14 protein-coding genes are annotated in these 12,545 nt (G+C 61.8%); 11 read left to right on the forward strand and 3 right to left on the reverse strand.

What is annotated here, in order from left to right:
* Positions 1-18: 18 nt before the first annotated feature.
* The 3 genes from OQ248_RS23845 to OQ248_RS23855 all read right to left on the reverse strand — a co-directional run bounded on the left by OQ248_RS23845 (position 19) and on the right by OQ248_RS23855 (position 1,690).
* A complete protein-coding gene (locus OQ248_RS23845) occupies positions 19-312 on the reverse strand; it encodes a type II toxin-antitoxin system RelE/ParE family toxin (protein WP_347710552.1) in 294 nt (97 codons plus the stop codon).
* Positions 293-487: a stability determinant gene (locus tag OQ248_RS23850; RefSeq protein WP_265814236.1), complete on the reverse strand. Its 195-nt coding sequence runs from the start codon at positions 485-487 to the stop codon at positions 293-295. The genes OQ248_RS23845 and OQ248_RS23850 overlap by 20 nt, the downstream gene beginning before the upstream one ends.
* Positions 488-742: 255 nt before the next feature.
* Complete coding sequence (locus OQ248_RS23855) at positions 743-1,690, reverse strand: transporter (protein ID WP_265814237.1); 948 nt, start codon at positions 1,688-1,690, stop codon at positions 743-745.
* Between the two features lie 211 nt (positions 1,691-1,901).
* On the opposite strand from OQ248_RS23855, the gene OQ248_RS23860 reads away from it, so the two are divergent.
* From OQ248_RS23860 to OQ248_RS23910, 11 genes are all read left to right on the forward strand, one after another.
* Complete coding sequence (locus OQ248_RS23860) at positions 1,902-2,933, forward strand: AraC family transcriptional regulator (protein ID WP_265814238.1); 1,032 nt, start codon at positions 1,902-1,904, stop codon at positions 2,931-2,933.
* 276 nt (positions 2,934-3,209) lie between these two features.
* Positions 3,210-4,097: a Dyp-type peroxidase gene (locus tag OQ248_RS23865; RefSeq protein WP_265814239.1), complete on the forward strand. Its 888-nt coding sequence runs from the start codon at positions 3,210-3,212 to the stop codon at positions 4,095-4,097.
* 9 nt (positions 4,098-4,106) lie between these two features.
* Positions 4,107-5,075, forward strand: coding sequence for a Gfo/Idh/MocA family oxidoreductase (locus OQ248_RS23870; protein WP_265814241.1), 969 nt, complete (start codon positions 4,107-4,109; stop codon positions 5,073-5,075).
* Between the two features lie 95 nt (positions 5,076-5,170).
* The gene (locus OQ248_RS23875) at positions 5,171-5,923 is read left to right on the forward strand and encodes a GntR family transcriptional regulator (protein ID WP_265814242.1); all 753 of its coding nucleotides are present in this window, start codon (positions 5,171-5,173) and stop codon (positions 5,921-5,923) included.
* A complete protein-coding gene (locus tag OQ248_RS23880; RefSeq protein WP_265814243.1) occupies positions 5,920-7,650 on the forward strand; it encodes a fumarate reductase/succinate dehydrogenase flavoprotein subunit in 1,731 nt (576 codons plus the stop codon). The genes OQ248_RS23875 and OQ248_RS23880 overlap by 4 nt, the downstream gene beginning before the upstream one ends.
* Before the next feature lie 25 nt (positions 7,651-7,675).
* Positions 7,676-7,921 carry a ferredoxin family protein gene (locus tag OQ248_RS23885; RefSeq protein WP_007959413.1) on the forward strand — a complete coding sequence of 82 codons (246 nt, stop codon included), beginning with the start codon at positions 7,676-7,678 and terminating at the stop codon, positions 7,919-7,921.
* A gap of 110 nt (positions 7,922-8,031) precedes the next feature.
* Positions 8,032-9,435 carry an ABC transporter substrate-binding protein gene (locus OQ248_RS23890; protein ID WP_265814249.1) on the forward strand — a complete coding sequence of 468 codons (1,404 nt, stop codon included), beginning with the start codon at positions 8,032-8,034 and terminating at the stop codon, positions 9,433-9,435.
* Between the two features lie 225 nt (positions 9,436-9,660).
* On the forward strand, positions 9,661-10,443 hold the full coding sequence (locus OQ248_RS23895) for an ABC transporter permease (RefSeq protein ID WP_265814250.1): 783 nt from the start codon (positions 9,661-9,663) through the stop codon (positions 10,441-10,443).
* The gene (locus OQ248_RS23900; protein WP_265814251.1) at positions 10,443-11,291 is read left to right on the forward strand and encodes an ABC transporter ATP-binding protein; all 849 of its coding nucleotides are present in this window, start codon (positions 10,443-10,445) and stop codon (positions 11,289-11,291) included. Before OQ248_RS23895 ends, OQ248_RS23900 begins: the two co-directional genes overlap by 1 nt.
* Positions 11,288-12,250 (forward strand): HEAT repeat domain-containing protein, encoded by a 963-nt coding sequence (locus OQ248_RS23905; RefSeq protein WP_265814252.1) that lies wholly within the window; start codon positions 11,288-11,290, stop codon positions 12,248-12,250. The genes OQ248_RS23900 and OQ248_RS23905 overlap by 4 nt, the downstream gene beginning before the upstream one ends.
* Positions 12,247-12,525 (forward strand): DUF971 domain-containing protein, encoded by a 279-nt coding sequence (locus tag OQ248_RS23910; RefSeq protein ID WP_134826492.1) that lies wholly within the window; start codon positions 12,247-12,249, stop codon positions 12,523-12,525. The genes OQ248_RS23905 and OQ248_RS23910 overlap by 4 nt, the downstream gene beginning before the upstream one ends.
* Positions 12,526-12,545: the final 20 nt, after the last annotated feature.

Below are 12,545 nucleotides of genomic sequence, written 5' to 3' on the forward strand. Positions count from 1 at the left end.
ATTTGGCCGCCCTTTTTTTTAGGTTGATGAGGTTCGTGGGTATTGTCGTCGGGTGTGGACTAACGTCAGTATTTTGATGCGCCCGTTCACTCGATAGACCAGCAGATAGTTCGGATTGACCACCATTTCCCGAGTGCCTGGCACTCGACCGGACCGGTAACCATAAGGAATTGATGAAAGCCTTTGCGTTGCTGCACCAACCTTGTGCTGCAGAGCCGTTGAAGCGTTTGAGTTGTAATGTTCAATGTAATCGATAATGTCAGCCAGATCGTCCAGAGCTTGATCGCTCCATTCAAGCGGCAGCGCGTCGATTCTTGCGTCTCTCTTCTAATAGTTGGTCGAGCCGCACCATGGCTTCTTCATGGGGAATACCCGGGCGAGGATCATCCAGTACAGCCTGCACCTTGGCACGAAACCAGCGATCGTAGCTCTCTGCCTCTTCTTCGGAGTCGAAGTCAGAGTAAAACGGGGAATGCAATATGCTCATAGTGATCTCCGTGATCAATTTCAGCAGTCTAAGGGGGGAAGGGCCCATTGTCGTCACTGGCAGACGATGCACCCCATGAGCCCTTGAGGAACCATGAGGTAGCGGGACCCAGTATCTGCAAGTCCCCCCTTTCAAATCTGCCGGACGTTTCCCTCCGTTGTCCGGCAATCTCGACCGCCGTTGTAGGCCTATTCCACCCCAGTGTTTTTCAGGTTTTCCGGCTACACATTCAGGCGCGTTTTCCTACAAATGCGCTCAAAACGCATAGGGAATACTCACCTTCGCCCACAACATGTCCCCCTCCGGCCGGTTCTCCACGTCGAACTCCCTGGCCCAACGAATCTCCGCGCTGGCGTATTTGAGGAAGGTAAAGTGCAGCGCCGGGCCGATGGCGAACACCTGGCCGCGCACGCCGTCGTCAACGTCCTGGCCGGCGAACTGCACGGTGTGGCCGAACTGTTTGTCGTCGGTGGTCTGCTTGAGGTAATAGCCATTGACGCCGAGCATCAGGTCGTCGGTGATCTTGTAGCTGGCCGAGTAATCGAAGTGGAAGATCTGCCCGGACTTGTAGTCGGTGTCCTTGTTCTTCTCGTTGAAGCTGTAGGTGGTCTTCATCGAGACTTCGGTCTTGTCCGTCGGCAGCCAGGTGAAGGAGAACAGCGGCTTGTAGGTGTAGAAATTGTTGCTGGTGTTGGCCAGCCGGTCGACGCTGTATTCGCCGGTGGGCACGGTGATTTCCACGGCGGCTCCGAGCGTCAGGTTCTTGCCCATGTCCCACAGGATGATCGGGGCGATGGTGGTATCGCCCATGCCTTCGCGGGTGTCGCTCTGGCCGAACACCGAGACTTCCTGCTTCAGCCATGGCTGGGCGATGTAGCCGGCCAGGCGTCCGCCGAACACCCGCACCGGGCTCAGGTAATCGATGCGCGGGATGACCGCCGTGGATTCGATCTCGACATTCGGCACCTTGCCGCCGAACGAGCTGATGTTCAGCTTGGTCGCCTTGTAATGGTTGTAGTAGAGGTTGAAGGCGACCATGTTCTCGGGAAGGCTGTCGACCTCCAGCGGCAGCATGAAGAAGCCGTCGGTGCCGGGGCCGATGTTGTCGACACCGGCTTCGGTGGCCAGCACTGGCAGGGTGGTGGCGCAGCCGAGCAGGCTCAGCGCCAGTCGCACAGGGAGTGTCGCGCGGTTCGGGGTCATGTCCGTCCTCATTATTATTGTGTTTGGGCGCACTGCCGGCGCGCAGGACGCCCGGCCACTATAGAAATAAGCCCTTGGCGCACGCCGGGGCAGGGTATTGGCGGACACGGATGGGGGCTTCTGCGGACACTTCGTCAACCCTGTGCTAACTTCCTTCGACATAACCGGTAACAAAAATAACAATTCAGCGTGATCCGGAATGTCAGCCCCCATGAACGCAAAACTCCAAGACCCCACCTTCGATCTGGCGCTGGTGTCGCCATTTCTGCTGCAGACCCTGGCCGAAGTCGCCGCGAACAAGGGCATTGAGCCGCAAAGCCTGTGCCGTGGCCTGGGTTTTGACGTCGAGGATCTGCAGGATCCGTCGCAGCGGATTTCCTATCGTCAGGCCGTGGCCATGATCCAGCGGGCGCTCAAGGCCTTGCCCAATCAGGGGTTGGGGCTGTGGGTCGGTGCGCAGAACGTGCTCGGCACCCTGGGTTTGCTCGGGCACGTGCTGTCGCTGTGCAAGAACCTGCGCGATGCGTTCGAGCTGGGCATTCGCCATCAGCACACCTCCGGCGGGATTGTGGTGATCAGCGTGGATGTGGTGGGCGAGCAGGTGTACGTCGATGTGGAATGCCGTTTGCCGTTCGCTGAGGTGCAGATATTCGCCGTCGAAGAGTTTTACGCCAGCCTGCTGGTCTACGGCCGGGCGCTGGTGGGCGAGACGTTCAAGCCGATTGCCGTGGAATTCGTCCACGCGGCGCCGGATTACGTCGATGAATACCGGCGGTTGCTGGGGCCGGACGTGCGCTTCGGCTGCCTGCACAACCGCATGCTGATCGACGTGCAATGGCTGGATGTGAACCTGCCCAACCACCATTCGCTGGCGCTGCGTCAGGCGGTCAAGTTGCTGGAGCTGGAAGCGGCGCAAGTCCATCAGAAGCTCGATCTGATCCAGGCTGTAGAGCGCGCCATTGCCCGGGACCTGAGCCGGGGCAGCCATATCGAAAAAATCGCCGGCGACCTGAACATGAGCAGCCGCACCTTGCGCCGGCGGCTGACTGAACATTCACTGACGTTTGAGGCACTGCTGGAGCAAGTGCGCCAGGCGCGCACGATGAGTCTGCTGGCCAACCCTGATATGCCGATCGAGCGGATTACCGAGGAAGTCGGCTATAGCGACGTGCGTAGCTTTCGTCGGGCGTTCAAGCGTTGGACCGGCAAAAGCCCGAGCGCGTGGCGCAGTGCTTCGATTTGATCGGAAATCGCTGCCCTCACCCTAGCCCTCTCCCGGAGGGAGAGGGGGCCGATTCGGGAATATTGAAGATGTACTGCGACCTGAAAAAGTACCTTTGAATCCATAGTCGGCATAAATCTTTCAGGTCGATGTATCACGCCAGACAACTCGGTCGGCTCCCTCTCCCTCCGGGAGAGGGCTGGGGTGAGGGCGCTTTTGACGTTATCCAACCCATTCCAAACCCACACAAACCCTCCGGCTACAGTTAAACTCCGCGCTCTTTCCCAAGGAGTTCACATGAGTTACTACCAGCCGGGCATCCTCGCCACCCCAGTTCCGCCGCAAGCACGTCACCTGTTTTTCGCCCTTGAGTCGGTTGATGCGTTGCCGCAGGCGATCGACAACCTGCTGAACCTGGTGGACGGCAAGTCGGCGGTGGTCGGTTTCGGTGAATCCCTGGCCAAGGCGCTGAATGTGAATATCGACGGCCTGCGCAGCTTCCCGGCGCTGACCGGTGTCGGCGTGGAAAACCCGTCGACCCAGCACGCCCTGTGGGTCTGGCTGCACGGCGTCGACCGCGGCGAGCTGCTCAACCGCAGCACCGCGCTTGAGGCCGCACTGGCCCCGGCGCTGCGTCTGGTGCAGATGCAGGAAGCCTTCCGCCACAAGGACGGCCATGACCTGACCGGTTATGAAGACGGCACCGAAAACCCTCATGACGAAGCCGCCATCGCCGCCGCACTGCAAAGTGAAGGCGCCGACGGTCTGGTCGGTGGCAGCTTTGCCGCGATCCAGCAGTGGCAGCACGACCTCAAGGGTTTTCATGCGCTGTCCGCCGAAGACAAGGACAACATCATGGGCCGTCGCCTGAGCGACAACGAAGAGATCGACGACGCCCCGGTCTCCGCCCACGTCAAGCGCACCGCCCAGGAAAGCTTCGCTCCGGAAGCCTTCGTCGTGCGCCGCTCGATGCCGTGGATCGAAGGTGACCGCGCCGGTCTGATGTTCCTGGCCTTCGGTTTTTCCCTCGATGCCTTCGAAGCGCAACTGCGGCGCATGAGCGGTCTGGAAGACGGCATTACCGACGGTCTGTACCGCATCAGTCGACCGATCACCGGCGGCTACTACTGGTGCCCGCCGCTCAAGGACGGCCACCTCGACCTGCGCGCACTGCGCATCGGCTAAGGCGTGACGATGAACGTGGTGCGCTGGGGCATGATCGGTTGTGGCAGTGTCGCCGAACGCAAGAGCGGGCCAGCCTTCTACAAGGCGCCCGGTTCTGCGCTGGTGGCGGTGATGGGGCGACGTCTCGAAGCCGTGACCGATTACGCCGCGCGCCACGGCATCGCCCGGACTTACACCGACGTCGATGCCCTGATCAATGACCCGGAGGTGGACGCGGTGTACATTGCCACGCCCCCTGACAGTCACCACGCCTATAGCCTGAAAGTCGCCGCCGCCGGCAAGCATTGCTGCGTGGAAAAACCCATGGCCCTCAACGCCGGGCAAAGCCGCGAAATGCAGCAGGTGTTCGCCGATGCCGGTCTGCACCTGTTCGTGTCCTATTACCGCCGTTCGCTGCCGCGTTTCCAGCAGGTTCGGCAATGGCTGGAGCAGGGGCGTATCGGCGAGGTGCGGCACCTGAGCTGGACGCTGACCAAGGCGCCGTCGCCGAAGGATCTGGACGGCAGCGCCAACTGGCGCACCGATCCGGCGGTGGCCGGTGGCGGATACTTCGCGGATCTGGCCAGCCACGGGTTCGACCTGTTCCAGTACCTGCTGGGCGATATCGTTGACGTCGCTGGCTTCACGGCGCGTCAGGCCGGGTTGTACGCGGCGGAAGATGCGGTCAGCGCGAGTTGGCGATTCGCATCCGGCGCGCTGGGCATGGGCTGCTGGAGCTTTGTCGCGGACCGGCGTGAGGATCGGGTCGAGATCATCGGCAGCCAAGGGCGGATCGGCTTTTCGGTGTTCGATGAGCATCCGGTCGAGCTGCATGCTGACGAAGACATCAGCCTGGAAATCCCCCATCACGAACATATCCAGTGGCATCACGTATTGGGCATGAACGCGCAGATTCGCCGCGAATCGCAGCATCCGGCGACCGGGGCAGAGGCCCTGAAGACCGATTGGGTCATGGATCGGATCCTCAAGCGCCACTGAAGGCGCATCTAACCTTATGCTCATTCGGTATTTCTCAAGCTTGTCATAACGTCTCTAAGATCACGTCATAACTCGTTATAACAAGTGATCCCGTGATGACCGATAACGTTCTCTCCCTTGGCAGTGTTCCTCTACACACTCAACTGCGCGACGTGCTGCGCGCTCGCATTCTTGACGGCGAATACCCGCAGGACAGCCAGATGCCGTCCGAAAGCGAGCTCGGCGCGCTGTTCAAGGTCAGCCGCATCACCGTGCGCCAGGCCCTGGGCGATCTGCAGAAAGAAGGGCTGATCTTCAAGATCCACGGCAAAGGCACCTTCGTCGCCAAGCCCAAGACCTTTCAAAACGTCAGCACCCTGCAAGGCCTCGCCGAGTCCATGACCGGCCGTGGCTACGAGGTGATCAACCGCCTGCGCAGCTTCAAATTCATCGCCGCCGACAAACTGGTCGCCGAGCGTTTGCAGGTCGCCGAAGGCGAAATCGTCGCGCAGATCAAACGCGTCCGGCTGATCAACCGCGAGCCGATTTCGCTGGAAATCACCTACCTGCCCAAAGCCGTCGGCGAACGGCTGGAGAAGGCCGATCTGGTGACCCGCGACATCTTCCTGATCCTCGAAAACGACTGCGGCATCGCCCTCGGCCACGCCGATCTGGCCATCGACGCAGTGCTGGCCGACAGCGACCTGACCCAGGCGCTGAACGTCGAGGCCGGCTCGCCGATCATGCGCATCGAGCGTCTGACCCACGACGCCAATGGCCAGCCGCTGGATTTCGAACACCTTTACTACCGTGGCGATGCGTTCCAGTACCGCCTGCGGATCGACCGGCAAAAAGGGGAGCAGGCATGAGTCGAACGACACTCGAACAGGAATACGACATCGTCGTGATCGGCGGCGGCACCGCCGGCCCGATGGCGGCGATCAAGGCCAAGGAAAAGAACAAGGAGCTGCGAGTGCTGTTGGTGGACAAGGCCAACGTCAAGCGCAGCGGCGCGATCAGCATGGGCATGGACGGCCTGAACAACGCGATCATTCCCGGCCACTCGACGCCCGAGCAGTACACCAAGGAAATCACCATCGCCAACGACGGCATCGTCAATCAGGCGGCCGTGTACGCCTACGCGACGCACAGTTTCGAAACCATCGAGCAGCTCGACCGCTGGGGCGTGAAGTTCGAGAAGGACGAAACCGGCGATTACGCGGTGAAAAAAGTCCACCACATGGGCGCCTACGTGCTGCCGATGCCGGAAGGGCACGACATCAAGAAAGTCCTGTACCGCCAGTTGAAGCGGGCGCGGGTGAGCATCACCAATCGCCTGGTCTGCACCCGTTTGCTGACCGACGAGGAGGGCGCGGTCAACGGCGTGATGGGGTTCGACTGCCGCACCGCCGACTTCCATGTGATCAAGGCCAAGGCAGTGATTCTTGCCTGCGGCGCTGCCGGCCGACTCGGCCTGCCGTCCTCGGGTTACCTGATGGGCACCTACGAAAACCCGACCAACGCCGGCGACGGCTATGCGATGGCGTATCACGCCGGGGCCGAGCTGGCGAACCTCGAGTGCTTCCAGATCAACCCGCTGATCAAGGATTACAACGGCCCGGCCTGCGCCTACGTCACCGGCCCGCTCGGCGGCTACACCGCCAACAACAAGGGCGAACGCTTCATCGAGTGCGACTACTGGAGCGGGCAGATGATGTGGGAGTTCCACCAGGAGCTGGAGAGCGGCAACGGCCCGGTGTTCCTCAAACTCGATCACCTGGCCGAGGAAACCATCCAGAACATCGAAGAAATCCTGCACAGCAACGAGCGCCCGAGTCGCGGCCAGTTTCACGCCAATCGCGGCACCGATTACCGCACGCAGATGGTCGAGATGCACATCTCGGAAATCGGTTTTTGCAGCGGTCACTCGGCGTCCGGGGTGTGGGTCAACGAGCGGGCGGAGACGTCGGTGAAAGGTTTGTACTCGGCCGGTGACATGGCTGCCGTGCCGCACAACTACATGCTCGGTGCGTTCACCTACGGCTGGTTCGCCGGCCATAACGCGGCGGAGTTTGTCGCCGGGCGCGAGTTCTCCGCTTTGGATGCCGAACAGATCGAAAAGGAAGAGGCTCGGGTCTACGCACCGCTGGATCGCGAGCACGGTCTGCCGCCGGCGCAGGTCGAGTACAAGCTGCGGCGCTTCGTCAACGACTACCTGCAACCGCCGAAAGTGACGAAGAAGATGGAAATCGGCCTGCAACGCTTCAGCGACATCGAACGCGATCTCAACGAGATGAAGGCCAACAACGCCCACGAACTGATGCGCGCCATGGAAACCAGCGTGATCCGCGACTGCGCCGAAATGGCTGCCCAAGCTTCGCTGTTCCGCGCCGAAAGCCGCTGGGGCCTGTACCACTACCGCGTCGATCACCCGCAACGTGACGACCGCGAATGGTTCTGCCATTGCCATCTGAAGAAGGGCGAGGACGGGCGCATGACCAGTTTCAAGAAAGCCGTCGAGCCTTACATCATCCCGCTTGATGCCGAGGAAATGCAGGCCTACGACCGCCTTCGGGTCGGCGCTTTCGCCGCTTGAGGCATCACCAGAGAGAGTCCGAACCATGGCCTATCAAGCCCAGGAAATCTTCTTCCGCTCCAACGCCCCCGTCACCGTGGACGAGGACAAATGCATCGCCGAAAAGGGCTGCACCGTGTGCGTCGACGTCTGCCCGATGGACCTGCTGGCGATCAACCCGGCCACGCAAAAGGCCTACATGGCCTTCGACGAATGCTGGTACTGCATGCCTTGCGAAAAGGACTGCCCGACCGGTGCGGTGAAAGTCGAAATCCCGTACCTGCTCCGCTAAAACGCCATCCGGCAACACCGGACGCCTGATTCAAGACACCCCTCGTTTCCCACCGCGCCCTGATCGCGGCGGAGACGAACATCCTATAAATGATTCGAGGGGATTCAACCATGTTGCGTGCAGCAATCGCCGGTCTGGTACTGGCTTCGTTCACCCTGTCGGCCTCGGCCGAAACCATCCGCATCGCCATCGGCACCCAGGACACCACCATCAACTGCGCCGCCGGCGGGCTGTTGATCCGCGAGCTGGGCCTGCTCGACAAATACCTGCCTCACGACGGCGCCTATAAAGACGCCAAATACGACGTGCAGTGGAAGAACTTCACCAGTGGTGCGCCGCTGACCAACGAGATGGTCGCCGGCAAACTCGACTTCGGCGCCATGGCCGATTTCCCCGGTGCGTTCAATGGTGTGGCGTTTGAAACAGCCGGCAAACACAGCCTGTTCATCAGCGTGTTGTCGGGCAGCATCAAGGGCAGCGGCAACGGCATCGTGGTGCCGAGCGCGTCCGGCGTGCAGTCGTTGAGTGAACTCAAGGGCAAGACCATTTCCGTACCGTTCGCCTCCACCGCCCACGGCATGTTGCTGCGCGCAGTCGCGGAGCAGGGCTGGGACCCGCTCAAGGATCTGAACATCATCGCCCAGCCGCCGGAAGTTGCAGGCTCGGCGTTGCAGGCCGGCAAGATCGACGCCCACGCCGACTTCGTACCGTTCGCCGAACTGTTCCCGAGCCGTGGTTTCGCCCGCAAGATCTACGACGGCGCCCAGGCCAATGCGCCGACTTTCCACGGGGCACTGGTCGATCAGGCCTACGCGAAAAAGTACCCGGAAATCGTCGTCGCCTACCTGCGCGCAAGCATCGAGGCCAATCAACTGCTGACCGCCGAACCCGAGAAGTACAGCGAACTGATCGCCAAGGTCACCGGCGTCGATGCCGAGGTCAATTACCTGTTCCACGGCCCGCTGGGCGTGCAGACCCGCGACCTGAGCTGGAAACCGGAATACCGCCAGGCCGTGGGCACCGCCATCGACACGCTGAAGCTGCTGAAGAAGGCCGATCGCGGGCTCAATCTGAATACCTTTATCGACGATCAATACATCCGCGCGGCATTCAAGGCCTCGAATCTGGATTACACCGCGCAACTGGCCAATTACGCGCAGACGCCGTTGAAGTCTGTCGATGCGGTGACTGGAAAAGCCATTTCGGACTTCAGCCATGTCGCGGAAATCTGGGTGCGGGGGGAGGACAAGGTTCGGCGGTATGCCTCGGCTGAAGAGGCGTTTGCCGCGCTGGCCGGCCTGAAATCGGAAGGCAAGAGCATTCGGGCGGTGTATGCGCAGGCGAGTGACAGCGGGATCAAGTTGCTGGCGGAGCAGGCCTGGTTTGCCAGTGATGGGAAGGGGCGGTTGAGTGCGTTTTTGCTCAAGGGGCAGGCTCAGGAATTTGCTTCGGCGCAGGGTGGGAAGGTCTTCGACTTCACCGATGCCACGACCCAGGCCGTTGCTGCACGTTAACAGCAGATCAAAAGCTCCCCCTCACCCTAGCCCTCTCCCGGAGGGAGAGGGGACTGACCGCGGTGTTTGGTAAAGGTACGCCGACCTGCAAATCTGAGGTCGAACTCGGGGTTGAAAACAGCCGAGATCTGCTCCCTTTCCCCCTCGCCCCCCATGGGGGAGAGGGCTGGGGTGAGGGGGGGCGATCTCAGTCATTACACCGCTCCAAACCTGGAAACCCGATCCATGAAAATCCCGAAAGCCCGCTGGACCACCAGAGCAACCTCCATAGCGTTCTGCCTGCTCTTCTGGCAACTAGCCGCCAGCCACCACTGGAACCTCGGCCTCGTCACCTTCGCCAACGTGCCAACCCCGCTGGCCGTGATCGAAGCCGCACTCGGCCTGGGCGACTCCGGCAAGCTCCTCCAGCACCTGAGCGCCAGCCTCGGCCGGGTCTTCGCCGGTTACCTCGCAGCGCTGATCATAGGCATCGCCCTGGGCTTGGCCATCGGCCGTTCGAAATGGGCCGAAGACCTGCTGCTGCCGCCACTGGAAGTGCTGCGCCCAATCCCCGCCGTCGCATGGATACCGCTGGCCATCCTGATGTTCCCATCCTCCGAACTGTCGATGGTGTTCATCACCTTCACCGGCGCGCTGTTCCCGATCCTGCTCAACACCGTGCACGGCGTCGAAGGCGTCGATCCACGGCTGATCGCCTCGGCGAAAAGCCTCGGGGCTGGACGCCGGGCGATCCTGCTGGAAGTGATCCTGCCGGGCGCCGCGCCGAGCATCATCACCGGGCTGGCGATCGGCATGGGCACGTCGTGGTTCTGTCTGGTGACCGCCGAAATGATCTCCGGCCAGTTCGGCATCGGTTATTACACCTGGGAGTCCTACACCATCCAGAACTACGCCGACATCGTGGTCGGCATGTTGCTGATCGGCGTGTTGGGCATGGGCAGCAGCCTGCTGATCAAACGCCTGGGCGGGCTGTTCACGCCCTGGCATCGACCACGAGGAAAAGCCTGATGAGCGTGATGCAAACCCCGGAAGGGCGGATCGATATCCGCCAGTTATCCATCGTCCTCGGCGAAGGCCGGCAAGCGTTTGAAGCGGTGCAGGGGCTGGATTGCCAGATCGAACCCGGCCAGTTCGTGTGCATTCTCGGCCCGTCCGGTTGCGGTAAATCGACCTTGCTCGGCGCATTGGCCGGGCATCTGCAACCCCATGGCGGGCAGTTGAAAGTCGACGGCACCGAAGTGTCCGGCCCGTCGCCACAGCACGGCATGGTGTTCCAGCATCACACGCTGTTCCCGTGGCGCACGGTGCGCGACAACGTTGCCTTCGGCCTGAAGATGCGTGGCATCGGTAAAACCGAGCGCCATCGTGCCGCTGACGAAATCCTCAAACTGGTCGGCCTCGAAGGCTTCACCGAACGCTGGCCCGATCAACTCTCCGGCGGCATGCAGCAACGGGTGGAAATCGCCCGGGTGCTGGTCAACCGGCCACGGCTGTTGCTGATGGACGAACCCTTCGGTGCGCTGGACGCGCTGACCCGACTGAACATGCAGGAACTGCTGCTGGATATCTGGACGCGGATTCGCACCACCGTGGTGTTCGTCACCCATGACATCGACGAGGCGCTGTTCCTCGCCGACCGTTTGCTGGTGATGAGCGCACGGCCGGGGCGGATCATCGAAGACCTGCGCCTGGATTTCTCTCGTCCACGCACCACCGGACTGGTCACCAGCCACGAGTTCTCACGCCTCAAGCGCCACTGCTTGGACCTGCTGCGCCACGACAACGACCGACCGCTGCCGCGCCTCAACCCGCTCGGTTTGCCTCCTGAAAACACCTTGCCGAGATTTGCCTTATGACCTCATTTTTTGCTGTGACCGATAACGACGACATTCTTGCCTTGCAACCGCGTCTGACCGCTGATGACGCCGGGGTGCGCCGGATTGCCCTGATCGATCTGGCCGACCTCGAAGAGCCGGACGGCTTGCTCTGGCTGGTCGAGCGGCTGGCCGAAGACCCGGCCGAAGAAGTGCGTGCCGAAGCGGCGCGTCTATTGGAAGCCTGGGAAGATGAACCGGTGGTGGAAGCGCTGTGCCAGGCGCTGACGGATCCGTCGCCAGCAGTGCAGGCCGCCGCTGCGCAGAGCCTGAGCCTGCTCAAGACCGAAGCGGCGGGCAGGGTGATTCTGCCGTGGGTTGCTCATGCCGAAACCAGCGTGCGGATTGCCGCGTTCCGGGCCTTGCGCGAGTTGCGTTTCCCCGGCGCTGCATCCGCCGCCATTCAAGCGTTAAGCGATGCTGACGCCAGCGTGCGTCGCGAAGCCGTGGGCGTGCTCGGCTGGCTGAAACAACTCGACGCACTGCCAGCCTTGGCCCGATTGGCAAGCGCTGATCCAGACACTGAAGTCCGCCGCGCCGCCACCGGCGCCCTTGGCCTGGCGAGTGGCGCAGATGTGCTGCCCGCGTTGCGTCAGGCCTTGCAGGACGACGCCTGGCAAGTGCGCGAAGAAGCGGCCACGACACTGGGCAAAGTCGGTCACACCGACGCAGGTCCGGCCCTGATCGAAGCCTTGGGCGACGACTACTGGCAGGTTCGCCTGCGCGCCACTCGCAGCCTCGGCCGTTTGCGTTACGTGCCGGCCCTCGATGCCCTGATCGACACCCTCGGCCATCGCATCAGCAACCTGCGCAAGGAAGCGGCGCTGGCGCTGGGCGAGTTGAATGATCGCGGCGCCGTGGCGGCGTTGCAGGCCGCGCAGGATGACGGCGACCCGGAAGTGCGCAAGGCCGTGCGGATTGCCTTGAGTCAGTTGCAATGAATCCGCTGGCGATCGGCAACTCCCAAAGTGAACACCGGTTGCGGCTGAGCTGGCCGGATGGCCGCGAGCAATTGCTCGACCATGCCGAACTGCGCCGCCAATGCCCGTGCTCGCAATGTCGGGCGTTTCGCCTGCGGGGCTCGGCCCCGCTGGTGGATGATCGGGTTCGTGTGATCGAACTCAACCAGCAGGGCTACGGACTGCAACTGGTGTTCAGCGATGGTCATCAACGCGGGATCTATCCGTGGCAGTACCTGGCGCAGCTCAAGCCTTAGGCTCCCCGCAATCAACCGGG

It is taken from the genome of Pseudomonas sp. COW5, assembly GCF_026240005.1.
GTDB classification, from domain to species: Bacteria; Pseudomonadota; Gammaproteobacteria; order Pseudomonadales; family Pseudomonadaceae; genus Aquipseudomonas; species Aquipseudomonas kribbensis.